This is a genomic window from Gammaproteobacteria bacterium (genome assembly GCA_019748175.1).
Classification (GTDB): Bacteria; Pseudomonadota; Gammaproteobacteria; order JAIEPX01; family JAIEPX01; genus JAIEPX01.
In genome coordinates, this window is sequence record JAIEPX010000003.1 from 160,199 (window position 1) to 175,538 (window position 15,340).

At 38.0% G+C, this 15,340-nt stretch carries 17 protein-coding genes and 1 pseudogene; 7 read left to right on the plus strand and 11 right to left on the minus strand.

The window, feature by feature from the left end:
- Positions 1 to 69: 69 nt before the first annotated feature.
- Positions 70 to 840 carry a hypothetical protein gene (locus K2X50_01800; GenBank protein ID MBX9585968.1) on the minus strand — a complete coding sequence of 257 codons (771 nt, stop codon included), beginning with the start codon at positions 838 to 840 and terminating at the stop codon, positions 70 to 72.
- A gap of 477 nt (positions 841 to 1,317) precedes the next feature.
- Between K2X50_01800 and K2X50_01805 the strand changes: the two genes are divergently transcribed.
- Both K2X50_01805 and K2X50_01810 read left to right on the plus strand, forming a co-directional pair.
- The gene (locus K2X50_01805) at positions 1,318 to 1,557 is read left to right on the plus strand and encodes a hypothetical protein (GenBank protein ID MBX9585969.1); all 240 of its coding nucleotides are present in this window, start codon (positions 1,318 to 1,320) and stop codon (positions 1,555 to 1,557) included.
- A complete protein-coding gene (locus tag K2X50_01810; GenBank protein MBX9585970.1) occupies positions 1,554 to 1,979 on the plus strand; it encodes a type II toxin-antitoxin system VapC family toxin in 426 nt (141 codons plus the stop codon). The genes K2X50_01805 and K2X50_01810 overlap by 4 nt, the downstream gene beginning before the upstream one ends.
- Before the next feature lie 230 nt (positions 1,980 to 2,209).
- Here the strand turns inward: K2X50_01810 and K2X50_01815 are convergent, their stop codons facing one another.
- Positions 2,210 to 3,397 carry an aminotransferase class V-fold PLP-dependent enzyme gene (locus tag K2X50_01815; protein ID MBX9585971.1) on the minus strand — a complete coding sequence of 396 codons (1,188 nt, stop codon included), beginning with the start codon at positions 3,395 to 3,397 and terminating at the stop codon, positions 2,210 to 2,212.
- A 12-nt stretch (positions 3,398 to 3,409) separates the two neighbouring features.
- The gene (locus K2X50_01820; GenBank protein ID MBX9585972.1) at positions 3,410 to 4,762 is read right to left on the minus strand and encodes a putative DNA binding domain-containing protein; all 1,353 of its coding nucleotides are present in this window, start codon (positions 4,760 to 4,762) and stop codon (positions 3,410 to 3,412) included.
- Positions 4,763 to 5,182: 420 nt separating this feature from the next.
- Between K2X50_01820 and K2X50_01825 the strand changes: the two genes are divergently transcribed.
- The 3 genes from K2X50_01825 (at position 5,183) to K2X50_01835 (ending at position 6,676) form a co-directional block, all read left to right on the plus strand.
- On the plus strand, positions 5,183 to 5,464 hold the full coding sequence (locus K2X50_01825) for a hypothetical protein (protein ID MBX9585973.1): 282 nt from the start codon (positions 5,183 to 5,185) through the stop codon (positions 5,462 to 5,464).
- A 335-nt stretch (positions 5,465 to 5,799) separates the two neighbouring features.
- A complete protein-coding gene (locus K2X50_01830; protein MBX9585974.1) occupies positions 5,800 to 6,198 on the plus strand; it encodes a hypothetical protein in 399 nt (132 codons plus the stop codon).
- A 67-nt stretch (positions 6,199 to 6,265) separates the two neighbouring features.
- Positions 6,266 to 6,676: a hypothetical protein gene (locus K2X50_01835; protein MBX9585975.1), complete on the plus strand. Its 411-nt coding sequence runs from the start codon at positions 6,266 to 6,268 to the stop codon at positions 6,674 to 6,676.
- Between the two features lie 285 nt (positions 6,677 to 6,961).
- Here K2X50_01835 and K2X50_01840 read toward each other — a convergent pair.
- Both K2X50_01840 and K2X50_01845 read right to left on the minus strand, forming a co-directional pair.
- Positions 6,962 to 7,745, minus strand: a pseudogene (locus K2X50_01840) (glucose 1-dehydrogenase).
- Positions 7,746 to 7,788: 43 nt separating this feature from the next.
- Positions 7,789 to 8,175: a hypothetical protein gene (locus tag K2X50_01845; GenBank protein MBX9585976.1), complete on the minus strand. Its 387-nt coding sequence runs from the start codon at positions 8,173 to 8,175 to the stop codon at positions 7,789 to 7,791.
- 173 nt (positions 8,176 to 8,348) lie between these two features.
- Here K2X50_01845 and K2X50_01850 point away from each other — a divergent pair, with 173 nt between their 5' ends.
- The gene (locus K2X50_01850) at positions 8,349 to 8,855 is read left to right on the plus strand and encodes a DUF523 domain-containing protein (GenBank protein ID MBX9585977.1); all 507 of its coding nucleotides are present in this window, start codon (positions 8,349 to 8,351) and stop codon (positions 8,853 to 8,855) included.
- A 34-nt stretch (positions 8,856 to 8,889) separates the two neighbouring features.
- Here the strand turns inward: K2X50_01850 and K2X50_01855 are convergent, their stop codons facing one another.
- Positions 8,890 to 9,516: a carbonic anhydrase gene (locus tag K2X50_01855; protein MBX9585978.1), complete on the minus strand. Its 627-nt coding sequence runs from the start codon at positions 9,514 to 9,516 to the stop codon at positions 8,890 to 8,892.
- A 231-nt stretch (positions 9,517 to 9,747) separates the two neighbouring features.
- Between K2X50_01855 and K2X50_01860 the strand changes: the two genes are divergently transcribed.
- On the plus strand, positions 9,748 to 11,409 hold the full coding sequence (locus K2X50_01860; GenBank protein ID MBX9585979.1) for an STAS domain-containing protein: 1,662 nt from the start codon (positions 9,748 to 9,750) through the stop codon (positions 11,407 to 11,409).
- Positions 11,410 to 11,522: 113 nt separating this feature from the next.
- Here the strand turns inward: K2X50_01860 and mnmE are convergent, their stop codons facing one another.
- The 5 genes from mnmE to rpmH are packed head-to-tail and all read right to left on the minus strand — an operon-like array spanning position 11,523 to position 15,281.
- Positions 11,523 to 12,875, minus strand: a complete 1,353-nt coding sequence (gene mnmE, locus K2X50_01865) for a tRNA uridine-5-carboxymethylaminomethyl(34) synthesis GTPase MnmE (protein MBX9585980.1) — start codon at positions 12,873 to 12,875, stop codon at positions 11,523 to 11,525.
- Between the two features lie 15 nt (positions 12,876 to 12,890).
- A complete protein-coding gene (gene yidC / locus K2X50_01870) occupies positions 12,891 to 14,582 on the minus strand; it encodes a membrane protein insertase YidC (protein ID MBX9585981.1) in 1,692 nt (563 codons plus the stop codon).
- Positions 14,579 to 14,827 carry a membrane protein insertion efficiency factor YidD gene (yidD, locus tag K2X50_01875; GenBank protein ID MBX9585982.1) on the minus strand — a complete coding sequence of 83 codons (249 nt, stop codon included), beginning with the start codon at positions 14,825 to 14,827 and terminating at the stop codon, positions 14,579 to 14,581. Before yidD ends, yidC begins: the two co-directional genes overlap by 4 nt.
- Entirely contained in the window at positions 14,791 to 15,150 is a 360-nt protein-coding gene (gene rnpA, locus K2X50_01880) for a ribonuclease P protein component (GenBank protein ID MBX9585983.1), read from the minus strand. Before rnpA ends, yidD begins: the two co-directional genes overlap by 37 nt.
- On the minus strand, positions 15,147 to 15,281 hold the full coding sequence (gene rpmH, locus K2X50_01885) for a 50S ribosomal protein L34 (GenBank protein ID MBX9585984.1): 135 nt from the start codon (positions 15,279 to 15,281) through the stop codon (positions 15,147 to 15,149). Before rpmH ends, rnpA begins: the two co-directional genes overlap by 4 nt.
- Positions 15,282 to 15,340: the final 59 nt, after the last annotated feature.

Genomic DNA, 15,340 nt, shown 5'->3' on the forward strand with positions numbered 1-15,340 from the left:
ACGAAAGTTATCAAACCTGATGGCAAAGATTTAAATGATAATTATGCTGATCTTTTTCAGCGACGTACTCTACTTTGGACCACGAGGCATGCCCTGTTGTAAAATTTTTTCATGAACTTCCTTAGCAGGTATGACTTCTTTCAGATCAAAGTAACGACGCGTTAACGGATCTGCTCGTCGTTCAGGATGATTAGGATCTCGCTGTTTAATGTTAAGTATTTCCACTAAGTCATACACTTCATTACTTGCCCCACCTTTCAAATCAGGATTTGGCAAATGAACTGGAATATTGGGGACATCAAATGTAATCGGAGAGCGCTTTGAATCAGTTATCAATCTTGTTTCAAGTAAATTAACAATATTATCCCCAGCATTTGGCTCACAACAGGTTACAATATACTCTTGCAATTCAGGACTAAATCTATTCCATCGAATTTTAATCTCGTTAGGAATCACTACCCAAACGCTTTCTTCGACATTTTGTGGTTTTTCCGTAACGCCTACTCCAAGAAATGCACATAATTTTCTAACATTAATCTGGGTTACTGACTTACATGGAATATTAATCTCTCGACCATCTACAATGCCGACGAAATGTGTATCAGCAAATTTAAATATTCCTTTACCTTCTAATTGTCTCACTAACTCCTCAAAACGCTCTTTTCTTCTTTGTATGGGAGGATGTTGAGTACTTTCTCGAATTTTTATGCAATCACCAGATTTTTCAACACGATAATGCTGAGAACAGTTTGATATATCCAATAATTTCTTGATTATTGCCGCCGATAAAGCTGCTATTTGCATTTTACCTCTATTATCTTCTCTTCGATGCATGCGCATAGCATATCTCCTCATCTATTAACTTGACTTTAGTATACTGTTTACCAAAGCATATAATCGTTTTATTATATAATATAAATATGGTTTTTCAAATAAACTGATATCACTTTCTCCAAACCTCTCACAACTCAAGATACTACGCCTTTGCTATTCATTATAGTACACGTTTTAATATTCTACGAATCAGAATATATGTTGGTCTTAAAATGATAATCAACTAGGGCTGTTATGACCAAGAGTATAATTGTCATAAGTTAAGGGTACTGGGATCAGATCCTATAGGAAGGAAGTCTCAAATTACCGAATTGAAAGGGCTTGGCGATGTCATCTACTGTCAATCGGTAACTGATTTTGCTTATCGCCAGTATCATGGAATCTTACTCTACAGGGGCACAGTTTAACGGGGCACCGCTTGCTTGAAAATATTGTTGAAATCTTTTATACCTAAAGAAAATTTCAACAATGAGGAGAAATGACATGACAGCAGCAACTGTAAATTATAGTGTTCCCGAAAATATCAAGCGTGAATTTAATAAGACCTTCGCTCATGACAATAAGAGTCAAATTATCGCCTCATTAATGAGTCGAGCCATAGAAGAACATAAATTACAGCTTCAGAGGAAAAAAGCTATTCATAAATTACTGACCATACGACAAGAGTTACCTATGCAATCTGCCAAAAAACTCCTAACTATTCGTCAAGATGGTAGAAAATGAAGTCTTATGTTATTGATGCCTGTGTTATATTGAAGTGGATTTTCAAAACAGACGATGATAAAGAACATATTGACAAGGCACTGAATTTATTAAAGCTTATTGAAAGAGGTGAGTGTCAGATTCAACAGCCAATTCACTGGCTACCAGAGGTGATTTCTGTAATTTGCAGGCGACTTGATACTAACCGAACAGCTGAGATTTTAGGGTCTTTGCTAGCTATGAACTTTGCTATCAATGAAGAAATTGAAGTCTACACATCCGCAGCTCATTTATCTTCAAAATATAATCACCATCTTTTTGATACTTTGTATCACGCAGTTGCATTAGAATCTGTCAACACTGTATTCATTACTTCAGACGCCAAATATTATAAAAGAACCAAATCAGAAGGTTCAATAATGCTATTATCTGATTTTTCATGACTGTTAGTCGCAAGGCTAGAATCTAAGACTGCTACGATCTCGTAGCTATATGCTAAGAATGAAGCAAATTTTGTTTCTAGCCATTATTTTTTGGCCCTTAAGCTATTGATTTAAGACCCTATTAGTTTACAATTCACAGCAGACTACTAATAATTCATGGTTAGGCTTTCAGTTGAATAAACATCAAATATACTAATAACTTAGTATTTACGGTATTAATATTCAACTGATTATTTAGCTTCTGAAATTGATTTTATCGCTTCACAAAATAAATTGACCTCTTCTTCAGTATTATAATAATGTACTGAAGCTCGAACTACTGCCGGTAAATGTCGCGCAGACATATCCAATCGTGCATATTCTTGTAGTGAAATAGAGACGTTAATTTTTCTTTTTGATAAAGCTTGCTGGATATCATCAACCTTTTTTCCTTTACAAGTAAAGGTCACAATACCACATTTATTTACTCCGAGATCGTGCAATTCGATATTTTGAATACTAGATAATTGCTGACGAAAAAGATTTGACAACAATTGTATTCTATCCCAAATTTTTGAAAGATCTAAATTCAATGCGTATTCTATTGCTACACCAAGGCCTATTTTTGCAGCTATATTTTGTTCCCACGTTTCAAAACGGTGGGCTGTCGGATTTAAAATATAATCATTATCTTTTATCCACGTCGCTGAATGAAGATCAACAAAAGGAGGGTCACATTGATCAAGTATTTTCTTACTAGCATACAAAAATCCCGTTCCTCTTGGTCCGCGCAAATATTTTCTACCTGTAGCGCAAAGAAAATCACAGCCTATTTTTTTCACATCAACTGGCATTTGTCCCACTGATTGCGTAGTGTCGAGAAGATAAAGAATATTATTTTCTCGAGCGATTTTACCCACTTCTTCTGCTGGATTGATTAAACCCCCTTGTGTAGGAATATGAGTGATGGCAATTAATTTAACGCGATCATTAATTTTAAATCGCAAGTCTTCTAAATCTAGTTGTCCAAAAGAATCATTTTTCACGACATCTATAATAACGCCCGTGCGTTTTGAACAATGCAAAAATGCAAGATAATTACTAGCATATTCGCTCATAGCTGTTAAGATCCGATCGCCTTTATTGAATTTAAGGCTACAAAAAGCCATTTCCCATGCACGTGTAGCATTTTCGAGAAATGCGATTTCTTCACGATCACAATTAATTAGTTGGGCAGCATAATCGTAAATTTTCTCTGATTTATCGAGAGCGGCTTGCGCAGCTTCATAGCCACCTATTGATGACTCTAAATCGAGATGTTCCTTGATTGCGTTGGTAACTGAAAGCGGTGGTAGGGCGGCGCCAGCATTATTAAAATGAACTACATTTTTGCAGCCTGGAGTATCATTTCGGAGTTTTTCGATATTAAGATCATCCATAAATGTCTCCCTTTATATTTTCACATAACGAATAGCTGAACCATGACCAACTTTATTGAGTTGACCATCTTTTGTTAGCTTCATCAGAATTCGACCCGCAGTAGAACGTGATACATTCAAATGCTCCATGACATCACTCACTCTAATTTCACCTTTTGTAAAAAATATTGCGTTAACCATTTCTGAATATTCTAGATTTTCGGAATGTTCTACTTTTGGTTTTCTGGGTAAAATACATTTCACAAATCCAGTTCCCTCAGTGATCACAGGGATCGGTAATTTTCTCTCAGCATAGCTTTTAAATAATGTGATAAAACCCGATCCTAGTTTTTCAATATATCCCATATCACGAAATACCCTCGTGATTATGGAATTTCTGATATACGTAACGCCAATATCAACTTTATCATCTAAAATTGGCCCTGGAAAATTACCTGGACTGAAAATTTCCACTCGATCATCATATATAGTGATTTTAGTTGGGCCATTAATAAGATAATTTCTATGAACAGTAGCGTTCAGAACAATCTCACGAAGCGCCTCAGGTGGAATTTCTAATTGCTCTTCTCGCGTACCTGTTCCTTTTATCGTAAAGGATGTGTTTAGTCTACTCGTAACAAACGCAACAGTTTCCTTATACTGTGCAAACAATTGTCCACCAGAGTCTATAGTTGCTATTACTTCCCGACCATCTATTCCAGCAATATGCGAGCAAATAGTAAATGCCTCTGGAAAAAATTTAGCAGGGTTTTTTCCAAACAATAATATTCCACCCACAGTTGGGTAAACACGCCCTCTATCTTTCGTAAGAATTTCATAATGAAACAGCATTTCTTGAAGATCGACTGTTAAATAACCCTGCTTACGTTCTTGTAAAAATTTCTCAAATATTTTCGTATCTATATCGTCTTCTTGAGCTGCGTATACAGGCATTTCATCAATAAATTTCCTTTGGCCTTGCCATTGTAATTGCTGAATAATATCTTGTGTCGCAAGCATTGTATGCGTGCCCATTCGAACAAATGTTCCTTCATTTATTCTCTCATTACGAAAGTGATATGGTTTATTGCCGCCTTCGGCAATATCAACAATGACAACCAACTGATCTCCAATGCGTTTAGTATAAATGGAAGGGTATATACTAGGACTCACCGTATCGTAGATAGAGCGGTTAAGGTCATCAATTAATTGATCAACACTATCTTCTGGGACACCAATTATTTCTCCAGAATCGTCTACTCCTATAACCATTTCCCCACCATAAGTATTAGCAAAACCTACTATCGTCTTTAATAGGGTCTGCTTCTTCTGTGGAATATCACGCTTGAACTCCAAAACTGAAGATTCTTTTTGGGGATACTTCATCCTTTTGCCTTAATTGATTCATAATGTCCAAGCATGACACAACTGACTCATTCTATCAACAAATTGGGTCGATTGTGTCACTGAGTCAGAGATTGGGTCAATTGACACAATCGATCGCTTCAATCGGGTCAATTGTTTCACAAAACTATCATATGAACCCATTGACTCACTCCCTTACCTGTTGAGAATGTAAAATATCCAGGAGATTTTACGGTTTGACACAGATCTTAATGCCCCGAAACCCTTGCCACATCTACTTTTTAGGCTGCAAAACTAATTGTTGGCCCTCTCTATTCATTTTGATCAATAAGCACACTTAATCAACATGTACTATGCTATATAACATATGCTTTGGCTGACCCCGGCAATCTATATGGGATTGCCAACGTGCATTTATCAACCCAACAAGGAAAGTGACTTATGACAACAGTAATTGCCACACATGAAGTAGAAGATGGAGATCGATGGATTCAGGCTTGGACTCGAAAACCAGGTAGCCGCCATGATTTAATGGCATCAATTGGAGCAACTGCACGCGTCTTTCGTAGCCCAGTAAATCCAAACTTTACAGGCCTAATTTTCGAAGTCGCTGATTTAGGCAAATTCAATGCCTTATTACAATCTGACGAAGGTAAAAAAGCCATGGAAGAGGACGGCGTTAAAGTCGAAACTTTGCACATCGCTTACGAAACAAATATCTAACATCATTGCTCACTATTATTTTTGTTTTTATTTGAGTGAAAAGCACCTGAATTATTGGCATTCTGATTACAAAAATGCAGGTACTTTCCCTTGTCAATCTTACACCATGTATATTATATAATTAAATTTAGATTACTGATTTAGTTTAGCAGTGATTTGCCCAAAACTTCTCACAATTCAAGACGCGACGCGCAATATTTTTCTATAGGACACTTTGATTGTGTCACTGAAATCAAATAATGAAACAATTGACTCAATCTCTGCTCCATTTGACGATATCGCTTTTATCTCCTAAGATCATTAATGCATTAGTTAATTTCCTTCAGCGAGGTTCTATGAGTAAATGGATTTACCATGAATACGTTTCTCTGTTTAGCCAATATCTAGGTTATTTATGCTCTTTATTGCTAGTCTTAGCATCTGCTGCTGCTTTATCGGCCGTAAGAGAAGGTGTACAAAATAGATGGGGGGTTTTAATATCATTCTCATTAAGTATTGCTTGCGCAATAATTGGGATTGTAATTGTATTAAACACATATAGTAGCTTATATCAGATCGCTTTAAAGTTAAGTCAGTGTGCGTTAATAAACGATGAGCTATCTTGCGATTTCAATATCTTGGACACCCCAGATCCAGCATCGATTGTTCTATCTTCGCTACTCTCCTTGTTTTTTTTAGTGGTAGGTTATTGTTTAATAATCGAGAGGAAAAAAATTGAAAACGTTTCTAATTAACTCTTGTTTTGTTAGTTTTCTACTACTTGTACATACTACCGCCATTTGCAAATCAAGAGACTTTAGTTTGCAATTTAAAACCCCCAGTATAATAGCATTACTTGACAATGATCTAAAAAATCAAGGATATGAAATAAAGCTCGTCAATAATACCCTGTTATTATTCCTTCATGGGCAACCATTGAGAATGGCCTACTCAGGCTTTACGCCTAGAAAAATCAAACAGTTAAATATTAATTTAACCAATACATTCAGGAATGCCAAAATATATATTGAAAATAAACCGACCAAATATAAAACGGATAAAAGCGGTAATGCTGCGATCCAATCAAATTTTGAAATAAATTCTGTATTTAGCATTTCTATACAAAACAATGAAAAAACTAAAACCCTACAACTTATTTTCAATTTTGATTCTGATATGAAAATAGCATGTTCTGAAAAAGACGACTTTAGCTGTAAAATTATTGAATATTAATCTTTTCGATTTTGCCACTTATGGTGATTGTGCGCTTAAAATTTTATTTATTTATTTATTTATTTATTTTCCTAATATTTTATTCTCATTGGGGAACATCATACAATGAAGTTTGATTTGTTCAAACATTCAATCCGTTTCGGACGGGTTGGATCAAGACATATTTAGCATCTAGATGTAGGTCAGTCAGTGGCAATGAGATTATTTGCTCGCCATTTGGATAATTAACTACTTTGGCTGTAGTCATGGTTAACCTGTTGAATTAACTTAAGAAACTGTTCAATTCTAATCAAACATCCGCCCACCATAAATCCCGCCATCGATAACGAGCTCGCTGGCAGTTACGAATTTAGATTCATCAGAAACAAGGTAGAGGATGCCGTAGGCGATGTCATTGGCGTCGCCGATATTGCCGAGGGGTTGGAGTTTGTCGAAAGCAGCGCGAATGTCGGAAGGGGTTGAGTCGGTTTTTTGAGGAATTTCGCCGAGGTTGGGTGTGTTTATGTAGCCGGGGTGAATTGAATTTACTCTGATTTTATCTTTGGCGTAAATCATCGCATCGGTTTTGCTCATTAATCGAATGGCACCTTTTGATGCATGGTTAGCAGGGTAGTCGGGGCTGCCAACGAGCCCGTGAATGGAAGAAATATTAATAATACTTCCACCCCCGGATTTTTAGGGATAAGGAATCACATGTTTAGTGCAGAAAAAAGTTCCTTTGGCATTAATATTCATGACTTTGTCCCATTCAGACTCTGTTAATTCGTGAGTGGGTTTGTTGCTGCCAATAAATCCTGCATTGTTGACTAAAACATTAATGCGACCAAATTTCTGATTAATTTCACAAAAAACATTTTTCAATATTTAATTCATTTGTAACATCCATGTTCCAATATTCAGCATTCCCACCGTGATCTTGAATGTATTTTACAGTTTCTTTTCCTGCAGAATCATTAATATCAACAACTGCAATTGTTCCACCTTGTTTTGATAATAAATGGCAAGCAGCCTGACCAATTCCTGTTGATCCACCTGTAACAATAATCACTTTATCTTTTACACGATTCATAATTTAACTCTGTATTAAAATTGTATTCTGAAAAATTCCTTTCTCAAATATATCCATTGTTTTCACTCTCAGGTTGATAATATACTTCATCAACACGATCTATTAATCCATTAGAAATAGTCATTATAGCAATGACATCAAATTGCCCTGCTTTTTCAGATGTTAACAAATAACGAATCGTACATTGAGTATTATCAGCGGAAGGAATTATATCTGTGCTTTGGATTGTCCACTTTCCCGCCATTTCTCTACAATTTTCGCATTGAGAGAATAATTGAGATCGATTGCTAACTAATACATCCCCGTTTGCCGTTTTTTTAAACTCAGGGCTAAAAAGCTCGGTTATAATAGCCTCATAATCTTGCTCAACTCCTTGTCCTAATTGGTGTTGAAACTCATTATACCGCTCAGCATAAACTTTAATTGACATAGTGACACCTCTAATTGTTGCAATTTTGATAATATGCTATTTTAGACAGAGATTAAAGATTTTATACCCCTAGTTACAACTGTGTAATTTAGCCACAAAAAAAATTACTATATGAAAATAGACCCTTTTAATTTATCCTTCAAAGATATGTCATAGCTATAAAGAGGTGTTCTATGTCAAAAATCCTTATTAGTGCTTGTTTGATCGGGCAGAAAGTACGCTTTGATGCAAAAGACTGTTTGCAGTCTAATGCGCTTTTGCAACAATGGATTCAGGAAGGAAAAGTGATAGCAATTTGTCCTGAAATGGCGGGAGGTTTACCAACGCCTAGACCACCTTCCGAAATAGAACCCGGAAAAACTGCCGAGCATGTATTAAAAAGGCAAGGGAAAGTTTTGACTATACAAGGTGATGATGTCAGCGCTGAATATCTTCGAGGTGCAGAAAAAGCCTTAGAGTTGGCCAGAAAACATGATATTCATGTTGCCATTTTAAAAGCGAAAAGCCCTTCTTGCGGATCAAAACAAGTATATGATGGAACTCATTCACGATCGTTATTAATCGGCATGGGTGTTACAGCGAAACTTTTATCGGACAATGGAATCCGTGTTTTCGATGAGACGGAAATTGACCTTGCAATAAAGCATGCCACCGAAAAAGAGATTGCACTGCACACATAAGAAGGTAGCAATATTAGACTTGACCCCATTCATTCTATTTTTGTATCAAGTTAGCCTCTTCAAGAGGCTTGTATACATTTTCTTCCTGTGAATACGTATGGATTTGCCCTGTTGATATATCAAAAAACCATTGATGAACATTCAATTTATTTTGCGCAACGCGTTCTGCAATCCAAGGAAACGTAAGGCAATGTTGATAAGATTCGTTCAAAGCATATTTTGCACAATCATCCACACTCTCAAGTACTTCGACCGGTGCATCGATGATTGACACCCAGTTGGTAATAAAGTCGAAGTTACTTTCAGTTCGTTTTTCCATAAGAGCTTGCATCCCTCCACATTGACTATGTCCGAGCACGATAAGATGTTTAACTTCTAAAACTGTAATTCCAAACTCCAGCGCTGCACTAGTACCATGGTGCGCTTTATCTTTTTCATAAGGCGGAACGATATTTGCGATATTTCGCACAACAAATAAGTCACCTGGATCACATTGTAATATTAAGGCCGGATCAACACGCGAATCGCAACAGGCTATGACCATAATTTTTGGCTTCTGGCCATACATAGACAAAACTCGCATAACAGATCGATTTCCGTGTGCATATTTCTTACGAAAGGATAGGTAACCTTTTATGATCTTCTTTAAACTCTGTTTCATAGCTTCTCCTTTAATGAAAATTTAAGCAAATTACTTCCGTCCAGTATTAGCTATGTTTTGAGCCTAGCATAATAATGTAATTGGATCCACCTATAAGTTCCAATAAATCCGGCACTTTGAGCGTTTAACGCCAGTACTTATTGCCCAATAGGGGTCAATCATATTGCAATTAGATTAACTAAAGATTAACATGTATTATTCTTTTCACTAACAAAGCAGTAGAGAACACCTATGCAATTTACACCTAAACTATTCAGCATTTTGAAAGAAGGCTACAGTCTACAAACACTTAGGACTGATTTAATAGCAGGCCTCACTGTGGCAATTGTTTCCCTGCCTTTATCAATGGCTTTAGCAATCGCCAGTGGTGCTTCACCAGATAAAGGTTTAATTACCGCGATTGTTGCCGGTTTTTTAGTTTCTCTGCTAGGTGGATCACGCGTACAAATCAGCGGCCCAACAGGCGCATTCGTGGTTATTGTCTTTAATGGTATTGCTCAATATGGCTATGATGGGCTACTTGTCGCAACATTAATGGCCGGATTTATTCTACTTGCTGCGGGCTATCTCAGGTTCGGTAGAATAATTAATTTCTTTCCACACTCGGTGATTACCGGTTTTACTGCCGGTATTGCAGTGATAATTGCTTCATCACAGGTTAAAGATTTTTTTGGTATAAAAATGGAGTCTGTTCCTGCAGAATTCATTGAAAAATGGGGTGCTTATTTTAATCATGCTCATAGTATCGGTTTAGAAACGTTATTGATTGGATTGGGTTCGCTTGCCATCATTATATTGATGCGTCATTTTACTCCTAAATTACCGGGATATATCGTTGTTGTAGTTTTGTCTTCACTTGTAGTAGCCTTCTTCAACATCCCCACTGATACCATAGCCATACGGTTTCCAAATATCCCCTCTGGGCTTCCTTTGCCTTCAATTCCTGAAATTGGGCTCGATAAAATAAATGATGTGGTACCTCTTGCATTCACGATTGCCTTCCTCGCTGGAATCGAATCATTGCTATCAGCCGTTGTTGCTGACGGAATGACCGGTTATAAACACCGTCCTAACCAAGAAATTGTTGCGACTGGTATCGCTAACATCGCCTCTACACTATTTGGTGGCTTGCCAGCCACTGGAGCAATAGCGCGAACTGCAACCAATATTAGAGCAGGAGCCACAACACCTGTAGCTGGGCTATTTAATGCTGCATTTATTTTAATATTTGTATTATTCGCCACTAAATATATGGGTTATATCCCAATGGCAGCATTAGCCGCCATATTATTTATTGTCGCATGGGGTATGAGTGAAGTTCATCAATTTGCACACATTCTTCGATTATCAAATACCGATCGACTATTACTTCTACTGACATTTTTCCTAACAATATTAGTAGATTTAACCGTTGCAATCTCTGTAGGCATTATTGTTGCATCATTACTGTTCATGCGTGAAATGAGCAAATCAGTTGCTATCTCTACAGACATTAATGGTGATACGCTTGATGAAGAAAATCAGCGCCTAACTCTCCCAGCCAAGGTGGAAGTTTTTAAAATTAGTGGGCCTCTATTTTTTGCCGTAGCGGGTGACTTTATCGATGCTATACGACCGATCAGTGAAATGCCCAAAGCACTAATCATACGCATGCCTTTAGTGCCTTATCTTGATGGAACAAGTGCGCGAAGCCTTCAAAATTTAATCAAAGATTGCCACGCCAAAGACACCGCTGTTGTTATCAGTGGATTACAAGATCAACCTAGAGAAATGTTAACCAATGCGGGTATTCATCACGGTGCACAAGGTGTATTTTTCGCGGAAAACTATCAAGAAGCCATTGAAATCACGCGTGAAATTTGTGCAAAGAAAAAACTACGGAAGCATGATTAATTTGGATTCCTAATATTCTTGTGCTTTGACTTAGATTGATTACGTTTATTTTAGGTTTATATTGAATGACTCCTCTTAGCGGGGGAGTCTATTTAATTCTTGAGACAAAAAAATTATTTTCCTATACAAAACGTCGAGAAAATTTTTCCGAGCAAATCGTCTGCTCTGAATTCTCCGGTGATTTCACTCAGTGAATTTTGAGCAAGCCGACATTCTTCAGCAAGCAACTCACCAGCCCGCTCATTTGATAAATGGGCTTCCCCAATTTTCAAATGCTTTTCAGCGGTTTCTATTGCTAATAAATGACGTCTTCTCGCACTAAAATTTCCTTCACCCACTGATTGAAAACCAATCGTGTCAAGAATCGTTTTTTTCAATAGATCAATTCCCAAGCCTGTTTTCGCAGAAATAAGAACAGTTTTAACTCCATCTTGTTCCAGCGTCATGGGTTCATTTTGAGTAAGGTCAATTTTATTACGTATAATAATTAATCTGTTTCGTCCTGAAAAATTCTCTATCATGGCGGAAAATAGGTTATTGAAATCCGACGAATGACTATGATCCAAAACCAACAATAAAAGATCTGCTTGTTTAATTTCGTTTTCTGCTCGACGTATGCCTTCTTGTTCAACAACATCTTGGCTGTCTCGCAATCCGGCCGTATCTACCAATTGAAAACGCACGCCCTCAATGCTGATTTCAGCTCTGAGTAAATCTCGTGTAGTACCTGGAACCGGTGTCACGATAGCAGTATCCTCACCGGTGAGTCGATTTAATAAACTCGATTTTCCTACATTCGGAGACCCCGCCAAAGCTAATTTAATTCCGTCTCTCAAAATAACGCCCTGCTGCGCTTTATTTTTCAAATCACCCAATTGTTTTTTTATTTCTGTTAATTGTTGTGTAATTCGACCATCGGAAAGAAAATCAATTTCTTCTTCAGGAAAATCGATTGCTGCTTCGACAAACATACGTAAAGCAATTAATTTTTCTACGATAGCATGAACCACCTGGGAAAACTCACCCTGTAAAGAGCGCATTGCTGAACGTGCCGCTTGTTCAGATGTTGCAGAAATAAGATCCGAAATTGCTTCAGCTTGCGTTAAATCTAATTTATTATTTAAAAAAGCGCGCTCTGAAAATTCCCCGGGTCTTGCCAATCGTGCACCGCAACGAATGATTCGTTGGAGTAAAGATTCTAAAATAATTTGGCCACCATGCCCTTGAAATTCCACAACATCTTCACCGGTAAAAGAATTGGGTGCTTGAAAATAAATAACAAGCCCTTCATCGATAATATTGTTTTTTTCATCGTGAAAACGACTGTATTGTGCGTAGCGGGGAGTTAGAGACTGTCCTGTAATAGTTTGTGCGATTAAAGGTGCCAGTGACCCTGACACCCTAATAACACCTATTCCTGCCGGTCCACTTGCTGTAGCAATTGCGGCAATTGTTTCATTATTTATATTCACCAGAACACACTACTTTTTACCTAACTTTTTCAATTTAGAGCCTGAAAATTTATTCATACAATACGCTTGCTGTGCAATAGAGAAAAGGATATTCACAAACCAGTACAACACCAATCCTGCTGGAAACGTTGCAAAAAATACTGAAAATGCAATCGGCATAATGTACATCATCATCGCTTGTGTACGATCAGGTGGAGTAGGACTCAATCGAGTTTGTAATAACATCGAAAGCATCATTAGCCCCGGTAAAATATATAAAGGGTCTGGCGCTGATAAATCTTTTACCCACAAAATCCAAGGAGCATGACGTAAATGAACGCTTTCTATCAACACATAATAGAGTGCGATGAAAAAGGGCATTTGAATTAACATCGGCAAACAACCACCTAGAGGATTCACTTTTTCTTTTCGATAAAGTTCCATCATCGCTTGGCTCATTTTTTGTCGATCTTCTCCAAAGCGTTCTTTAAGCGTATTCATTCGTGGCTGTAAATCTCGCATCTTTGCCATCGATCGATAACTCGTTGCTGATAATTTATAGAAAAGTAATTTGATAATGAGCGTAATTAAAACAATTGACCAACCCCAGTTTCCGACAAACTTATTTATTTGTGCTAGCAACCAGTAAATAGGCTCAGAAATAAAAAATAACCAACCAAAGTCAATTGTCTTTGATAAATTAGGCGCTAATTTTTCGAGATCTTCGTGTAATTCTGGTCCTACATATAATTTCGCATTGGTTGAAAATTGAGTTCCTGCGGGCACATCTAATTCAGGCCCTACAAATCCTATAGTGTAAATATTTTTGTCATGAACTCGACTAAAATAATGATTTTGCGCTTTGCTGTAAGGAATCCACGCGCTAAGAAAATATTGTTCCTGCATCGCTACCCAGCCACCTGTGATATTGCGACTGAGATTATTTTTTGTCATTGATTTATACGATATTTTTTCGTACGGAACTTGATCGCTAGAAATCGCAGCACCCGTGTATGTCCGTAGACCAAACATCCCGCCTTCTTCAGTTTTTGCGCGCTGAATTTGAGCATACAGACTACCGTGCCAATCTTTGCCGTCTTGATTATTGATTAAGTATTCAACCGTAAGATCATACTGACCGCGAGTCAAAATAAATCGCTTAGTCACAGATAAGCCAGCCCCATCGTTCCATTTGAGATCGACGTTTAAGGTATTTTGTCCAACAGGAAGGTCGAACACTTTTTTGTCTACGTGATAAAGCGCTTGCCCATTAGCTGTATCGGGCCCATTTGCCCCCATCAGACCACTTTGAGCAATGTAGAGGGTATCTGGTGAATCACTAAATAGTTGTACCGGTACATCGGGCTTGGCTACAGCTTCAGGATACCCAGGCAAACCAGATTTGATAATGTTCCCGCCTTTAGTGTCTATGATGAGTCTTAAGGTATCGGTATTTACAGCAATCAAATCACCTTGAGCGTCGCCCGTCGCTTGCCCGGCCTTAGCTGAACTACTTCCTGCGGATTCGATACTTTTCTGGGAAGCGGCTAATGCTGAAGCCGGAGGCAAATTGGTATTCGCAGCATTCGTTGCGCCAGGGGTACCTGGTGCGGCAACTTCTACTGGTGCAGGAGCAGGTACATGCTCCATTTGCCATTGATTCCACATTAAAAAGCCTATTACGGCCAACAAAATATACAGTAATGTTCGTCTATCTATCATAACTCGTCTTTCTGGTTAGGTACTGGATCATATCCACCGGGATGGAATGGGTGACATCTTAGCAATCGACGCACTGTCAGCCTTAAGCCTTTCATCACCCCGTGCGAACGAAGTGCATGCTGACTATAACTAGAGCACGTCGGCTCAAAGCGACAATGATGCCCTAAGAACGGACTAATTGCTAGTTGATATACTCGAAGTATGCTTATTAGGCACCAGCCAACTGCGTTTCGACTTTTTGCCATAAACGTTCTATACATTCTCTAAGCTCTCTCTTGCTGAACGTTGAGCTGGGTATTTTTACCACAATTACAATATCAAGACTATCTAATTGTACTTGCCGTCGGCGGAAAGAATCACGAATGACGCGCTTCACAGCATTACGATCGGAGGCTAATTTAAAAGCACGTTTTGGAACACTAACGCCTAAGCGGGCATGATGAATGTCGTTATGTCGGCATAATGCGACTAAGTTTTGATCTGAAAAGCGACGTGGTCGTTGAAAAACCGCCATAAACTCAGCTTCACTACGAAGCCGCATATGACGCGTAAAGCGCTGTGAGCTCACACGGATAGACGCTTACGACCCTTAGCGCGTCGACGTGCTAACACGATTCGACCGTTTTTGGTTGCCATACGAGCTCGAAAGCCGTGTGTACGCTTGCGTTTTAGAACACTGGGTTGAAATGTACGTTTCATGACCTATCTCATAACTGTTTTCAAAATTGGATGGGCAGTATAACTTGAATAACTTCATG